The 13,945-nt window shown below is 33.5% G+C and carries 16 protein-coding genes and 1 tRNA gene; 9 read left to right on the top strand and 8 right to left on the bottom strand.

Annotated elements, in window-relative coordinates:
• Positions 1–7: 7 nt before the first annotated feature.
• Together F1847_RS02020 and F1847_RS02015 are read right to left on the bottom strand one after the other, a co-directional pair.
• Positions 8–280, bottom strand: coding sequence for a DUF1844 domain-containing protein (locus tag F1847_RS02020; RefSeq protein WP_150071441.1), 273 nt, complete (start codon positions 278–280; stop codon positions 8–10).
• 1 nt (position 281) lies between these two features.
• On the bottom strand, positions 282–653 hold the full coding sequence (locus tag F1847_RS02015; RefSeq protein ID WP_150071440.1) for a zinc ribbon domain-containing protein: 372 nt from the start codon (positions 651–653) through the stop codon (positions 282–284).
• Positions 654–734: 81 nt separating this feature from the next.
• Here F1847_RS02015 and F1847_RS02010 point away from each other — a divergent pair, with 81 nt between their 5' ends.
• The 3 genes from F1847_RS02010 to F1847_RS02000 all read left to right on the top strand — a co-directional run bounded on the left by F1847_RS02010 (position 735) and on the right by F1847_RS02000 (position 3,029).
• Positions 735–1,841, top strand: coding sequence for an AI-2E family transporter (locus F1847_RS02010; RefSeq protein WP_150071439.1), 1,107 nt, complete (start codon positions 735–737; stop codon positions 1,839–1,841).
• A gap of 3 nt (positions 1,842–1,844) precedes the next feature.
• Complete coding sequence (gene mutM, locus F1847_RS02005) at positions 1,845–2,654, top strand: DNA-formamidopyrimidine glycosylase (protein ID WP_150071438.1); 810 nt, start codon at positions 1,845–1,847, stop codon at positions 2,652–2,654.
• A gap of 96 nt (positions 2,655–2,750) precedes the next feature.
• A complete protein-coding gene (locus F1847_RS02000) occupies positions 2,751–3,029 on the top strand; it encodes an HU family DNA-binding protein (protein ID WP_150071437.1) in 279 nt (92 codons plus the stop codon).
• Positions 3,030–3,052: 23 nt separating this feature from the next.
• Here the strand turns inward: F1847_RS02000 and F1847_RS01995 are convergent, their stop codons facing one another.
• The gene (locus tag F1847_RS01995; protein WP_150071436.1) at positions 3,053–5,671 is read right to left on the bottom strand and encodes a ChaN family lipoprotein; all 2,619 of its coding nucleotides are present in this window, start codon (positions 5,669–5,671) and stop codon (positions 3,053–3,055) included.
• 79 nt (positions 5,672–5,750) lie between these two features.
• Between F1847_RS01995 and F1847_RS01990 the strand changes: the two genes are divergently transcribed.
• The 6 genes from F1847_RS01990 to F1847_RS01965 all read left to right on the top strand — a co-directional run bounded on the left by F1847_RS01990 (position 5,751) and on the right by F1847_RS01965 (position 9,719).
• Complete coding sequence (locus F1847_RS01990; RefSeq protein ID WP_150071435.1) at positions 5,751–6,563, top strand: phosphoribosylformylglycinamidine synthase subunit PurQ; 813 nt, start codon at positions 5,751–5,753, stop codon at positions 6,561–6,563.
• Positions 6,563–7,336, top strand: a complete 774-nt coding sequence (locus F1847_RS01985) for a twin-arginine translocase subunit TatC (RefSeq protein WP_150071434.1) — start codon at positions 6,563–6,565, stop codon at positions 7,334–7,336. The genes F1847_RS01990 and F1847_RS01985 overlap by 1 nt, the downstream gene beginning before the upstream one ends.
• Positions 7,337–7,431: 95 nt before the next feature.
• Positions 7,432–7,505 (top strand) — tRNA-Ile (locus tag F1847_RS01980).
• 18 nt (positions 7,506–7,523) lie between these two features.
• The gene (locus F1847_RS01975) at positions 7,524–8,360 is read left to right on the top strand and encodes a Nif3-like dinuclear metal center hexameric protein (RefSeq protein WP_150071433.1); all 837 of its coding nucleotides are present in this window, start codon (positions 7,524–7,526) and stop codon (positions 8,358–8,360) included.
• Positions 8,336–9,103: a zinc ribbon domain-containing protein gene (locus tag F1847_RS01970; protein WP_150071432.1), complete on the top strand. Its 768-nt coding sequence runs from the start codon at positions 8,336–8,338 to the stop codon at positions 9,101–9,103. Before F1847_RS01975 ends, F1847_RS01970 begins: the two co-directional genes overlap by 25 nt.
• A complete protein-coding gene (locus F1847_RS01965) occupies positions 9,084–9,719 on the top strand; it encodes an L-threonylcarbamoyladenylate synthase (RefSeq protein WP_150071431.1) in 636 nt (211 codons plus the stop codon). Before F1847_RS01970 ends, F1847_RS01965 begins: the two co-directional genes overlap by 20 nt.
• Before the next feature lie 2 nt (positions 9,720–9,721).
• On the opposite strand, the gene F1847_RS01960 is transcribed toward F1847_RS01965, so the two are convergent.
• From F1847_RS01960 to tatB, 5 genes are all read right to left on the bottom strand, one after another.
• The gene (locus tag F1847_RS01960; protein WP_150071430.1) at positions 9,722–9,922 is read right to left on the bottom strand and encodes a hypothetical protein; all 201 of its coding nucleotides are present in this window, start codon (positions 9,920–9,922) and stop codon (positions 9,722–9,724) included.
• A gap of 87 nt (positions 9,923–10,009) precedes the next feature.
• The gene (gene nadB / locus F1847_RS01955; RefSeq protein WP_150071429.1) at positions 10,010–11,605 is read right to left on the bottom strand and encodes an L-aspartate oxidase; all 1,596 of its coding nucleotides are present in this window, start codon (positions 11,603–11,605) and stop codon (positions 10,010–10,012) included.
• A 3-nt stretch (positions 11,606–11,608) separates the two neighbouring features.
• Positions 11,609–12,931: a cofactor-independent phosphoglycerate mutase gene (locus F1847_RS01950; RefSeq protein ID WP_150071428.1), complete on the bottom strand. Its 1,323-nt coding sequence runs from the start codon at positions 12,929–12,931 to the stop codon at positions 11,609–11,611.
• Positions 12,932–12,945: 14 nt separating this feature from the next.
• Complete coding sequence (locus F1847_RS01945; RefSeq protein WP_150071427.1) at positions 12,946–13,656, bottom strand: twin-arginine translocase subunit TatC; 711 nt, start codon at positions 13,654–13,656, stop codon at positions 12,946–12,948.
• Complete coding sequence (tatB, locus tag F1847_RS01940) at positions 13,634–13,942, bottom strand: Sec-independent protein translocase protein TatB (protein ID WP_150071426.1); 309 nt, start codon at positions 13,940–13,942, stop codon at positions 13,634–13,636. The genes F1847_RS01945 and tatB overlap by 23 nt, the downstream gene beginning before the upstream one ends.
• Between the last annotated feature and the right edge of the window lie 3 nt (positions 13,943–13,945).

The raw sequence follows: 13,945 nt of genomic DNA, 5'->3' as shown, positions 1-13,945 counted from the left end.
ATATCCCTTAGTCTGCAACTTTTAAAAATTTTAGCTTAAGTTCATAAAGAATAGTATTTAGAAGGCGTTCCTCATCAAGAGTTAAGTTGCCTTTAGTTTTTTCTTTTAACATTTCGATGGTGTCTATCGTTTGTTTAGCTAAAAGCAGATTAATTTCTTTTTTATTAGTAATCGGGTCTGGAAGTTCTCCTAAATGAATAAGGGCTGCGGTATTTAAAGAAAGAATAAACGTACTAAAGGTTATCAAGTTTGAAAAAAAGTCATCTTGGTCTCTACTCATATTAGCTTTTCTCCTTCTTTTTGGTGATAACATATTCGGTCTGGCTTGCATAAACACTTTTTACTGCTTTTCTTTCTGAAAGAACATCAGAAAGTTTCTTTATCCTTTCTGATGGATGAAACTCTTTAGCTTTTTCTAAAAAACGACGGGCTTCTCCGATTTTACCATCTATTAAATAATCTCTTGCTCTTTTCAAGATTGAAATCTCTCTCTGGGATTTTTGGGCTATTTTGTCCTGAAAACCAAAAATAGAAGGAAGTTTCATCACATCAAAACTTCCACAGTTTGGACAGGGCGGATAGTCTTCATCCATCCTCTGCAATTTTTCAAAAATTTCACCACAATTTTCGCACCTGAACTCATAAATTGGCATAACTTAATTATAATATCTATTTCTAAGTTTACAACATAAAAGATCTTGAGAAAAAAACAATCTAAGCTATATTTTTTTAAAATGAAAATCGTTAAAAATAGCTTTTATCCTAAAATAGGATTTTTTCTTTCTTTCTTTTTAGCCTTTGTTATCATCCTTGGATTTGTCTATTTATTAACTCCTCTTTTTTATATCATCTGCTGGGCTGGGATTATCGCTTTTTTTGTCTATCCTTGTTACCAAAAAATCTACCTAAAAACCAAAAGAAAAAATTTATCTTCTTTTATAGTCCTTTTTTTCTTAGTGCTGTTTGTAATAGGCCCGCTTTCTGTGGTTCTCTTAAATCTTTATCAACAAATTCTTTCGATTTTAGATTGGCTTAAACCTTTTACCCATCAAAGTATTTATGAGTTTATCGAAAAAACTAAGAAATATCCCAAGCTCTATGTTTTGTTTACTAAAATTTTGGATCAAATACAACCCTACTTACCTCAAATCCAAGAAAAGCTTACCCAATTAATCTCTTCGATCGTTCAAGCAGGATTTCTTTCGATAACTAACTTAGCCAAATTTTTATTTTCCATTGGGTTTCAATCAGCTTTTACTATCCTTACTTTACACTATTTTTTGATAGATGGAGAGAAGGTCATTAAAGAGATATTGTACCTTATCCCTGGACAAGATTTAGAAAAAAAGAAAATGTTAGAAAGGGTAAGTTTGATCTTAAAAGGTGTGCTGTATGGTAATGTTTTAACTGCCTTGATCCAAGGGATCTTAGCCTTTTTTATCTATTCTATTTTGGGTATACCTCAAAACCTATTTTGGGCTATCCTTACGATGTTAGCCTCTTTTATACCAGCCTTTGGGACCTTTCTTATTTGGGGACCTTTGGTTGGATATCTGTTTTTAACCGGAAGCTATATAAAAGGAATAATTCTCTTAGTTTTCTGTGGAGTTATCATTTCTAACTTAGATAACTTTTTAAAACCATTTTTAATCGGAGGAAAAACCAAAATACATAATCTTCTTATCTTTTTTTCAGTGCTTGGGGGAATTGTTCAATTTGGGATTTTAGGGCTTTTTTTAGGGCCACTTATCCTTGCCCTTTTTCTATCTATCATAGAAATTTACAAACACCATCTGGTTAATCACTTAACCGATCATTCTGATGTTAATCAAAATGAATAAAAAATGCCTGAATTACCTGAAGTAGAAACCATTAAACAACAATTAAAAAAAGCCTTAACAAACCAAAAACTGGTTGAAGTAAAGGTTTTAGACCCTGATTTTGTAAAAAAAATCTCACTTGAAGATTTATTTAGTTTAAAAGGAGAAAAACTTTTAGATATAAAAAGAAAAGGAAAATATTTATGGTTTGTGTTTGAAAAAAAGAATCTACTATGGCATCTTGGATTAACCGGAGGTTTAATCCTTTTAAACCGATGTAAAACTCAAATTAATCCTAAATTTTTACGTTTATCTTTAAACTTTGAAAAAGACACATTAGGTTATTTCGATATAAGAAAGTTTGGTAGAATAAAGGTTTTTGACCCAAAACATCTTCCTAAAGAAATATCTACTTTAGGAAAAGATGCCTTAGAAATAGACCAAGAAAATTTTGGTTTTCTTTTAAAAAATTCTTCAAAACCAGTAAAAACTTTACTTTTAGACCAAACTAAGATTTCAGGCCTTGGAAATATCTACGTAGACGAAGCCCTTTTTAGGGCTGGTATACATCCTTTAAAAAAGGCCTCTTCCCTTAATAAAGAAGAGCTAAACAGGCTTTACCATACCATCAAAGCCCTTTTACATAGGGCTATAGAATTGAGAGGATCTTCGGTTAAAGACTATATAGACGCCCAAGGGCAAAAAGGTAGGTTTCAAGAAGAGCACCTGGTTTATGGGAAAAAAGGTCAAATATGCCCGATTTGTGGGGAGACCTTACAATATATTAAAGTCAATCAAAGAGGAACCACCTTTTGTAAAAACTGTCAATCTTAAAAAAGTCTTAAAAAAACTTAGTTTTTACCCTTGACAAATAAAGAATAATCTTTTATAAAATTGAAAAATAAGAAAATTCTTCTAAAGGAGGGAATTATGAATAAGTCAGAATTAGTAAAAAGGATGGCAGAGCTTGCAGAAGTTCCCAAGTCTACTGCTGAAAAGCTCTTAGATGCTTTTATGGAGGCTGTAGGAGAAGCCGTTTCTAAAGGAGATAAAGTAGTTTTGGTAGGTTTTGGAACGTTTCAAGTGCTTAAAAGAGCTGAAAGGGAAGGTAGAAACCCCAGAACAGGCAAACCTATCAAAATTCCTGCTAAAAAAATTGTTAAGTTCAAACCTGGTAAAAAATTAGAAGATGCCGCTTCTAAAGCATAAAACTTAAAAGTCTTTTAAAATTTTTAACGGGGGATGCTCTCTCCCCCGTTAAAAAAATAATCTCCTGTTTCAGCTGATAATTTGTTTTGGTTATCAAGAATTATCTTTTTAAAGTTAAAAAAGTTTTTCTTTTCTAATCCTTGAGTAATTCCAGAAATATTGTTTAGTACCTCTTTAGTAGTAATAAGGATGATTTGAAAATGGGAATATTTATCTAACACCTTTAGTAGATTTTCAGTAAGGGCTTCTTTTTTTAAGAAATAGGCTTGATAAAAATTTTCAAAAGGAGGGAAGGCTTTTTTTTCTTGTTGATATTTTTCGTAAAGATAGGTTTTAAAAAGGGGGTTCATCAAGTCCATTTCTGGCAGGTTAGAAATTTCCTCTTGAGAAAGGTTTAAAAGACCTTTAGTCAACACCTTCTGAAAAAGCCCTTCCTCTACTCCTATGGTTAAAACCTTTATCTTTTTGGTTTTAGCTAACCTTAAAACTTCAATTAAGTTGTTAAAGTTTACATCAGATCCTGCCTTGGATAATTCTTTCTCTAAAATATCGATAGAAATTTTATTTTCAAAAAACTGGTCTATTAAAACTTGATAAGATAAAGGAAGATCTAAAGTAATGATGAGATTTTCGTTTAGCTGATGAAGATTTTCTAAAAATTCCTTATAAAACTGGGTAAAATCAGGGGAAGGATCTTGTTTTTCCTCTCCTATTAAGATCAACTGAGTGTTTATTAATTGGATCGCAAGCTCATAAGTGTTAAGCTTAGCCTTAGAATAATAACCTGCAGGTTTAAGCCTTACAGGGACTAATATGCCTTTTTGTGAACCTAAAGACCTTTTAAAAACTATTTTACCTGACTTTATATAGGCTTCAGAAAGAGAACTTAATTTAAACAAAAGGTTGATAGCCAACTCTGTTTCCTTAGCAGAAGAAGAAAAAAAATAACCTACCAAACCCTCTTTTTCAAAAGGGCAAGGAAATAATTTAAAATAAAATCCTTTATCTATCTCTTTTACCATCCAAGATAAAGGAAATTTATGCAAATAAATTACATTTTTACCTTCCTCGATAGGCACTTGAGCAGGATCTTTAACCGGTAATATCTTATATCCCTTGTTTCTCAAAACCTCTATTATTTTTTGATAAATAGGAAATTCTTCTTCTGGATAAAACACTATTCCTGGAATTTCTAACAACTTCTCTAAAGCCACATAATCTTCTCTTTTTTCTAAATATCTCCATATACTATAGTTTGGGTCTAAGTATACCTCTTCAGGTCTTTCTTTAATCCATACCTGAAAAATCTGATAAGGACTTAGCAGGGTTCTTTCAAAAGAATAGGTATTGTCCTTACAAACCACTAAAAACTTAAGCACCACTTCTCTTTCATTCTGAGTAAGGGTATAAGGAGAGTTAGACTTCCTAAAAGCTAAGGTTAGCTCATATCCTCCTTCCTTAGGCTGTAAGAATACCACCTCACCCTTTAGGTAGAGTTTTTTAAATTGAGAAAACTCTGGAAACGACATAAAAACCTCTGGAAAAGAGGACTTTAAATAGGCTAAAAGGTCTTTAAAAGTATGAGGAGTAAAAAGTTTGGTTTCGTAAAAATGTTTTAACCTACTTAAAAACGGTTTTTCTCCTATTTTTTGGCTAAGTTCTAAAAAATAAAAAAAACTTTGTCCATCTAAAGATGAAGTAATAAGGAGTTTTTTTCTAAGCTCCTCTTCTTTACCTTTGGCTAAGTCTCTCAAAAACCAAACAAGACCCTTTACCTTATGATCATCATCGTAAAATATTCCATCTCTTAAACGTTTTTCGGTTAATAAAGAAACAAAATCCCAAGGGGAGTTAAAACTTGAAAAATCAACCAAAAGGGTATTGGCATAATCTATTTTGTTTTTTTGTTCCTTTCCTACTAAAACCCATAGATTAGAAAAGGGATAAACCTCAGAAAAATTTTTCTCTAATAGTCCTAACTCAGTTTTAACCTTTTGGAACCAAGAAGAAAGTTCATCTTTAGAAAAAAATTTTTTATTGTCTATGAAGCAAATAGAAAACTTCAAGTTTTTATAAACTAAAACCGAAGGGCTTATAGGTTCTTTAGAAAGGATAAGAACCGGAGATTTTATCGGTTTTGAATTTTTAAACTGATATATCCAAAATTCTCCTTCTTCTTTTACTTTGTAATCTTCTGAAAAAATAAAGGCAAAATAGCTCAATTTTTTAGGTATCTTTAAAACTATATCATAGGTAAAAGGTTCTTCAGGTAAAGGGATAAACTGTTCTACTAAGTTAAAGGGTACTACTATAAAATTAACAGGACGTTCAAAGGATAACAGTAAAGGACTGTTTGGTTTCTCGGATAAAAGGCTAAAAACTCCTTCCTTAAGAGAGGTAAGAGATAAAGAATTTTCGCCTAAGGTTCCTTCTTTAATTATAAGAGATTTCGTTCTAAAAGTATAAACTTTTTTTTCCTGTAAGAAGGTTTGTAGAGTACCTACTATGGTATTAGGTTTTATCTCTAAATAAACTGTAAGGTGCAAAGGATTAAAATTAGCCCCATATAATGGGGTTAACCTTAAAAATATTCCACAAAGGGGTAAAAATAATAAAAAAATTTTTTTATTCAGCTTTAACATGTTGCCTCTTTTTGAAAAAAAAAATTTTTGAAATATAATTAGAAATACTATAACTTAACTCAGGAGATTTGTAAAGGTTATGAAAAAACCAAGAGTGCTTGTGCTTTGGGGTTATGGAATAAACTGTGAAATAGAGACCTACCATGCGTTTGAATTAGTGGGCGGATCTCCGGAGATAGTACATCTTTCTGAGATTTTTTCCGGGGAAAAAAATCTTCTTGACTATCAAATCATCTGTTTTCCAGGAGGTTTTTTAGACGGAGATCATTTAGGAAGCGCCCAAGCCTGTGCCCACAGGTTTAGACATTTAAGACTAAAAGATAAAACCTATCTTTGGGAAAAACTGATGGCCTTTTTAGAAAAAGGTGGGCTTATCCTTGGAATATGTAATGGGTTTCAGTTGTTGGTAAAGATGGGACTTTTACCAGGAGGAAAATATTTAGGAGAAAGAAAGGTTACCCTCACTTATAATGACTCTGGAAGGTTTGAAGACAGATGGGTCTACCTAAAAGTAAACCCAAAAACTCCTTGTGTTTTTTTAAAAGGTTTAGACGAACTTTATCTTCCGGTAAGACATGGCGAAGGCAAGTTTATTCCTGAAAATATAGAAGTACTTAAAGAAATAAAGTCTCAAGGGCTGATTGCCCTTCAGTATATACATCCTGAAACTAAAATTCCTACCTTAGAATATCCTTACAACCCTAACGGTGCGGTTGAGGCAGTAGCAGGGTTAACAGACCCTACAGGACGTATCTTTGGGCTTATGCCTCATCCAGAGGCATTTAACCACCTTACCAACCATCCTCGTTGGACCCGAGAAAAAAACTTAGCGGTTGCCGGGCTTGAAATTTTCAAAAATGCCGTAAACTGGGTTAAAGACCATCTACTTTAATGTCAGCTAAAAAAATAGCCAAGTTTATCAAGTTTTTTTTACACCACTGGAAAAAAAGAGGTTTTTTAATTACCTTTCTGTTTTTAGGACTTTATTTAAGTTTTTTTTGGGCCTCACCTTACCTTTTAAACTTTCTTCAGCACTTTTACCGACAAAAGTTTGTTTTTTATAGCCTTTCAGAACCTCTAATTTCTTTCCTAAAATTCTCTTTAGTCCTTACTTTTCTCGTTAGCTTTCCTTTGATTTTCTATCTTTTTCTTAGAGGCTTAAACCTTGTATTTAACCTTAAAAAAAAGTTTTTCTTGATATTCTATCTATTAGGTTTAGGGCTCTTTTACTTAGGGGCTTTGTTTGCTTACTTTATTACCCTTCCATATGGGATAAAATTTTTACTCTCCTTTCGCACAGAAAAAATAGAACCTTCCATTTCCTTAGGACATTTTGTTAATTTTTTTTCTTTCTTTGTGCTTGCCTTTGGGTTAATCTTTGAGTTACCTCTTGTATTAGCCTTTTTTTCTATAATAAAGGTTTTAAATCCTTATAAAATCACCCGATACCGTAGAGAAGTTTTTTTTGGAATAGCCGTTATTTCTGCCATGATAACCCCTACCCCAGATGCTTTTAACATGGCTCTTTTAGCTATTCCTCTTTATGTGCTTTTTGAATTAGGGGTATTTCTTTCCAAAATGTTGCTTAAAACAAATATCATAACAGAAATAAAAAACGACGAGTTTGAGGTGGCTTCCCCAGAAAATATGCGAGAAATAAAATAACTCAACGTTTTCTAAAAGGTAAATAAATAAAATTAAAACACCTTTTTAACACCTTGACAAACAGATAATTTATATTATTTTTGTTATTATAATAAGGGCCCGTAGCTCAGATGGTTAGAGCCACCGGCTCATAACCGGAAGGTCCCAGGTTCGATTCCTGGCGGGCCCATTAAAATTTAAATTTCATATGTCTTTAAAAACAAAAGATTTTTATAACTTTCTAAATCAAATTGCTCCTATTTACATAGCAGAACCACAAGATAATAACGGCCTACAAGTTGGATCCTTTGAAGCTAATGTCGTGGGAGTTTTGTTAGTAGTAGACCTTACAGAAAAAGCTATAGACTATGCTATAAAAAACAGGCTCAACCTTATCATAAGCCATCATCCTTTTATTTTTAAACCGCTAAACTCTATCATCAAGGAAGACCTAAAAGGTAGGCTTATTTACCGATTAATTCAAAAAGAAATAAACCTTATTTCTTGGCATACCCCTTTAGACAAGATAGCTGAAGGAGTTTCAGAGGCTTTTCTAAAAGCTTTAAACCTAAAAGGAGACAGGTTTATTTATGAACAGGAAAAAAATCAAAAAGTTTTTGGGCTCGGAAGGGTTGTATATTTAAAAAAATCTATTAAACTGCAAGACTTAGCTAAAAAAATAGGAAAGGCTCTTAAAAGCTGGGTCATGGTAGTTGGAGACTTAGAAACCCCGATTAAGGCTTTTGGGGTATGTGGAGGTTCTGGAGCCTTTTTAAAGGATGAGCTTAAAACCTTAGGGATTAACACCCTGATAACCTCAGATGTAAAATATCATACAGCTAAGGATTCGTTGGAAGAGGGTTTTAATTTTATCATAGTCGACCATGGAGTAGCAGAAAGTTTGGTGCTTGATTGGTTAAAAGAAGTTCTTGTTAAGTTTATAAACACCTCACAAACTAACCTCAAAATAGAAATCTTTAAGGAACCAAGTCCATATAAAATATTGTCGGAGGAGGTTAAATGCAAGAAGAAATCTTACGATTGATAGAGCTTCAAAATTTAGACTTAGAAATACTTAAGATAGAAAAAGCTGTTCAAGAGGTTCCTCAAAGCCTTCAGAAAGTTCAAAAAGAAAAAGACCAGTTACTAAACAAGATAGAAAACCTTAAAAGCCTCTTAGACGAAAAAAATAGACAAAAAAATCTTTTTGAAGAAGAGTTAAAACAAGAATACCAAAGACTTAAAAGCACTCAAGCACGGTTGGTCCAGATAAGGGGTACTAGGGAATACCAACTGCTTTTAAGAGAAATAGAAGAAATTAAAAAAGCTAACAAGCAAAAAGAAGAGGAACTCTTAAAGCTGATGGAGGAAATAGAAAAGCTTGAGCAAGAAAAAGCCAAACTTGAAGAAGAATTTACTAAAGTAGAAGATATTTTTAACCAAGAAAAGCAAAAGTTTGATGATTACTGTAGCCAACTAAATCAAGATAAAGAAAAACTCTTAGAAAAACGGATAAGTTTAAGTAAAAAAATTCCGTCAAGACTTCTTAAAAAATATGAACTTTTAAGGGAAAGAAAAGGAGGATTAGGGATAGCACCTGTTGACAACTATGTATGTGAAGGTTGCTATATGGCTATTCCTCCGCAACTCTACAACGAGATCCAAAGAGACAATAGATATTATGAATGTCCTCATTGTAAAAGACTTATTTTTTATAAAAAATTTTATTTTCCTGAAGAAAGTGCTGAACCCGTGCTAAAAGAGAAAAATGCCTCCTCAGCTTCTTAAACTTGAAAAAGACCTTTCTAATTTAGAAGATATAGCCCAAAGGGTAGCTATATTTTTAGAAAAGCATAATGTAGGTGTAATACCTACAGAAACCCTTTATGGATTGGCTGCAGACCCCTTTTCCCAAAAAGCATTAGAAAAGCTTTTTTTGATAAAGAAAAGACCGCAAAAAAAACCTATTCTTCTTTTAATAGAAGATATAGAACAACTGTACTTTTTGGTCGAAGAAATTCCACCTATAGCAGAAAAACTTATAGAAAAATTCTGGCCAGGACCTTTAACCATAGTTTTCCCTGCTAAAAAAAATCTTTCTCCTTATTTAACCGCTGGAACAGGAACTATCGGTATAAGGCTTTCTTCTTCTCCAATAGTAAAAGCCATCATTAAAGCCTTTGGCAAACCTATTACCGGAACTAGCGCCAACCTTTCAAACCAACCTGCCTGTTCTTCTCCTGAAGAAGTTATGGATCAACTTTCAGGATTGGATTTTATAGTAGACTATGGATATTTAGAAACTAACGCTCCCTCTACTGTAGTTTCTGTGGTAAACAATCAACTTTCTCTGATAAGAACAGGAGCTATACCTTTTAAAGATATATTGACTTTTTTTCTATAAAATTACTCCTCAGCAAGTTCTATTTCTATATATGAATGGCCGCATTCATAACATTTTACATCTAACACGCCCTCTAAAAAAGCTACATAAAGAGTATCTCCACCGCAGACCTTACAAAGGTCTGCTATATTTTCCTCTTCTATCGCCTTTATAATATCCTCTTTAAAATCCTCTGGGATATCTGGGTCAAAAATAACCTTCACCCTAACCTCCTAAGAGTTCAATTTTTAATTAATCTTATCAAAATTTTTCATTTTGTAAAGCTAATTTTCACCGGTTTTTTAAATTTTTTATTCATCTTTTGTAAAGACTGTTTCTTTCAAATATTCTACCCTTTTTTCTGGATAGTCTATCAAATAGTGTGTGCCACGCGATTCCAAACGTCTTTGGGCAGATTTTACGATAATCTCAGCTACGGTACATAGGTTTTTCAACTCCATTACATCAAGGTCTAAATAAAGACCTCCCCAGTTTTCCTCTAATTCCTTTTGGATAAACTCAAGTCTTTTTTTAGCAAATTCTAACATTTTTAAGCTTCTTACTATACCTACAAAATCCCACATCACTTTTCTTATCAAATCCCAGTTATGGGAAACAAAAACCATCTCTTCTTTAATTTCTTTGATGACGGGGTCTTTAATTTTAGGTACATTAAGGGCACTTTCTTTTAGATTAGGCCAAAGTTCTCTTATTTTAAGACTTGCCTGATGTGCAAAACAAATTCCTTCTAAAAGAGAATTAGAGGCTAATCTGTTAGCTCCGTGAAGGCCTGTATAAGCACATTCTCCTATAGCAAATAGATTAGGTATATCAGTCTGTCCCCAAAGATTGGTGTAAATTCCTCCACAAAGGTAATGGGCAGCAGGCACTACAGGAATAGGTTGAGAGGTAATATCTATTCCATATTTCAAACAGGTTTCGTAGATATAAGGAAATCTTTTTTTAATATAATCTGAAGGTAAATGAGTAATATCGAGATAAACACACTCCGCTCCGGTCTTTTTTAATTCCATGTCTATGGCTCGGGTAACCACATCTCTTGGAGCTAACTCTTTTCTTACAGGATCATATTTGTGCATAAACCTTTTTCCTTCAGCATTAAGAAGGACTGCACCTTCACCCCTTAAAGCCTCTGAAATAAGAAAATTTTTGGCCTTAGGATGATAAAGACAGGTAGGATGAAATTGAATAAACTCCATGTTGGCTATCCTACATCCTAAAGAATAGGCTATAGCGATACCATCTCCGGTTGAAGTATCAGGATTGCTAGTATAGAGATAAACCTTACCTACCCCTCCGGTGCAAAGCACTATTACTTTAGCCAATATCATCAAAGGTTTAGATTGGTTAAGGTCAAGCACTAATCCACCTATTACTTTAGAACCTCTCTCTTCATCCTCAGTAAGAAGCTTTACCACAAAATGGTTTTCCAATATCTCGATATTGGTTTCCTCAAAAACCCTTTCCAGCAAGGTTTTTTCTATAGCCCTTCCGGTATAATCTCCTACATGAAGAATACGTCTCCTTGAATGACCCCCTTCTAAAGTAAGATGATATTTTTGAGGATTTTCTGGGTCTCGGTCAAAACAAACACCCCAGTTGATTAGGTCTTTTATCCTTTCTGGAGCAGACCTAACTACCAGTTCTACTGTTTCCCTTTTGCATATGCCGTCACCTGCTATCATGGTATCTTGAATATGAAGGGCAAAGCTGTCATCTTCTCCCATCACGCAGGCAATCCCACCCTGAGCGAGAGAGGTTGCGGTCTCAAAAACCCGTTTTTTAGCAAGCACAGTAATATGTCCTAAATCCTTCAATTTTAAACCTAAGCTTAATCCGGCAATACCAGTGCCTACTATCAAAATATCGGTTTTTTTAACTTCCATCCTTTATTCCTCTTTTTGATAAACTAAGTGTGGCTTCCTCTGAAGCAACACTTCAAGGAGTTCTGGTCCACTTTTAATATAATTAGGCGAACGATAGGCCTCTTTTTCACAAAATTTCACCTCTTTTTTCTTTTCTTTATCCTTTACAGAATCAAAAATAGCAAAAGGCACAGGTTTTGATGAATGAGTCCTGATAGAAATAGGGGTTAGGTGATCACAACAAACAAGTATTCTATATTTGTCTGTAATCTCTATAATCCTTTCCATAAAATAACGCACAACCCTTCGGTCAAACTCATTAATGGCTTTAATCTTCTTTTCAAGAGAACCTTCATGGGAAACCTCATCAGGAGCCTCAACATGTATCACTATAAAATCATGTTCTTTTAATGCCTCTATGGCATAATCTACTTTACCTTCATAATTGGTATCCAAATATCCTGTAGCCCCTGGAACATTTATAATTGTCATACCTGAAAGCACAGCCAATCCTTTTATCAAATCTACCGCTGAAATAACCGCCCCTTTCAATTGCCATTTTTCCTCAAACGGCTCTAAAGAAGGAGTTCTACCCTGTCCCCAAGGCCAGATGGAATTAGCAGGGAGCAGATTTTCTAGCTTTCTTCTTTGATTTATAGGATGTTTTTCTAAAATCTCTATGGCTTTTAAAATATAGTCTTTCAAAAACGGTTCTTCGTCATATGAATTAAACGCAAACCATACGTTTTTGCCTAAAAGGTCATGTGGTGGATAGGTATGAAGACCTCCAGAGCCACCTCTCCAAATTAAAATATGCCTATAACTTACACCAGGGACGATTTCTATCTTTTCGTTAGATAGGTTGCGGTTGATTGCCTCAATCAACTCTATAGCCTCTTCTGTAGAAATATGCCCTGCAGAATAGTCTTCCATGATAAGCTCATCTCCTTCAAGCTTAAGGGTTACGAGATTACATCTATAGGCTACGTCTTCTGGTTTAAGAATAATACCACGGCTGGCTGCTTCAATAGGTCCTCTTCCTGTATACTTTTCCTCTGGAGGATAACCTAAAAGCCCCATGATGGCTACATCTGAACCAGGATGCATTCCAGGTGGAACGGTTTGACAATACCCTATCATCCCATAAGAAGCTATAAAATCCATTCCAGGAGTAATGGCTACCTCAAGGGGGGTTTTCCAGTCTAGCTCCTTTACCGGAAAATCTCCCATCCCGTCTCCTATAATTATTACATACTTATAACCTTCTAAACTTTCTTCGTTTAACTCTTTTTCTTCTAATTCAACTTTTTCTAACCCATCTTGTTCTTTTTTCTTTTTTCTTCCCATAAATCCCTCCGTTTTTAAAAAATCTTAGCTAACAAAAAGGATAGTTTAAAAAATAAGAAAAAAATTAAAGTTAACAAGACCTGAGAAAAAAAATCGGTAGGTGCAATAAGCAAAGATAACCCATAACAAAAACCTAAAAAATAAAGTCTACGTCTTTGATAAAACTCCTTGGTTATGATTCCTTCTTTAATAAGTAAAGCAAAAAGCAAAGGAAGTTGAAAAAAAACTACCGAAAAAAGAAGCACCCTTAAAACAAAAAATAAAAAATAATTTATCTTAAGATTAGCCTCAAAATTGCTACCAAAAAATAAAAAAATTTTTATAATAAAGGGGATAAAAACCAAATATCCTACCGCAAGCCCCAATAAAGCAAGACCTAAAGAAAGAAAAAAAACTTTTTTAAAAAATACCTTTTCTGGTTCGTAAAACTCTGAAGAAATTACCTTCCAAAGCTTTAGCAGAAAAAAAGGTAAGATTACGATAAGGGCTAAATAAAAAGAAGCTCTTAACAACACAAAAAGAGCCTCTTCTAAAGAAGTAAATACTAAAGGCTGACCTTCGATTACTTTAAAATAAGGAAAAAGTAAATAAGGGAACAAATATGGTAAAGCCAAAAAAAAACCAAACCACAGCAATAAAAAAGTTAAACCATAAAAGATTATCTCTCTTCTTATTTTAGCTAAAACATCTACCGCAAAAATTTTAGGAAGGTTTATCTTGCTCATCCTTTTTCGTAAGGCCTTTTAAAGGATCTTCGTAAATTTCTTTTATAGGTACATCTATAACAGAGGTTGCCTCTTCTTTTAAGGTTTCTATTTCCTTTTTAGCCTCTATTATCTCTTTTCCTACCTCGTCAACCTCAAGCTCTCTCTTTATCTCTTCTATACTTTTTCTAAGCTCTATAGAAAGTTTTGCCAAAAATTTCCCCAGTTCTGGTAGTCTTTCAGGTCCAAGCACAATAAGTGCCACCAAAAAAAGAACTACTAACTCTGAAAAACCTATGTTAAACATAAG

The sequence above is a fragment of the Thermodesulfobacterium sp. TA1 genome, from assembly GCF_008630935.1.
Classification (GTDB): Bacteria; Desulfobacterota; Thermodesulfobacteria; order Thermodesulfobacteriales; family Thermodesulfobacteriaceae; genus Thermodesulfobacterium.
Note: the sequence above shows the minus strand (reverse complement) of the source record. Positions and strands in the feature narration are given on the sequence as shown.

Coding starts and splice junctions, on each gene's coding strand:
- F1847_RS02020 (WP_150071441.1), bottom strand. CDS start 280: ATGAGTAGAGACCAAGATGACTTTTTTTCAAACTTGATAACCTTTAGT.
- F1847_RS02015 (WP_150071440.1), bottom strand. CDS start 653: ATGCCAATTTATGAGTTCAGGTGCGAAAATTGTGGTGAAATTTTTGAA.
- F1847_RS02010 (WP_150071439.1), top strand. CDS start 735: ATGAAAATCGTTAAAAATAGCTTTTATCCTAAAATAGGATTTTTTCTT.
- mutM (WP_150071438.1), top strand. CDS start 1,845: ATGCCTGAATTACCTGAAGTAGAAACCATTAAACAACAATTAAAAAAA.
- F1847_RS02000 (WP_150071437.1), top strand. CDS start 2,751: ATGAATAAGTCAGAATTAGTAAAAAGGATGGCAGAGCTTGCAGAAGTT.
- F1847_RS01995 (WP_150071436.1), bottom strand. CDS start 5,671: ATGTTAAAGCTGAATAAAAAAATTTTTTTATTATTTTTACCCCTTTGT.
- F1847_RS01990 (WP_150071435.1), top strand. CDS start 5,751: ATGAAAAAACCAAGAGTGCTTGTGCTTTGGGGTTATGGAATAAACTGT.
- F1847_RS01985 (WP_150071434.1), top strand. CDS start 6,563: ATGTCAGCTAAAAAAATAGCCAAGTTTATCAAGTTTTTTTTACACCAC.
- F1847_RS01975 (WP_150071433.1), top strand. CDS start 7,524: ATGTCTTTAAAAACAAAAGATTTTTATAACTTTCTAAATCAAATTGCT.
- F1847_RS01970 (WP_150071432.1), top strand. CDS start 8,336: ATGCAAGAAGAAATCTTACGATTGATAGAGCTTCAAAATTTAGACTTA.
- F1847_RS01965 (WP_150071431.1), top strand. CDS start 9,084: ATGCCTCCTCAGCTTCTTAAACTTGAAAAAGACCTTTCTAATTTAGAA.
- nadB (WP_150071429.1), bottom strand. CDS start 11,605: ATGGAAGTTAAAAAAACCGATATTTTGATAGTAGGCACTGGTATTGCC.
- F1847_RS01950 (WP_150071428.1), bottom strand. CDS start 12,931: ATGGGAAGAAAAAAGAAAAAAGAACAAGATGGGTTAGAAAAAGTTGAA.
- F1847_RS01945 (WP_150071427.1), bottom strand. CDS start 13,656: ATGAGCAAGATAAACCTTCCTAAAATTTTTGCGGTAGATGTTTTAGCT.
- tatB (WP_150071426.1), bottom strand. CDS start 13,942: ATGTTTAACATAGGTTTTTCAGAGTTAGTAGTTCTTTTTTTGGTGGCA.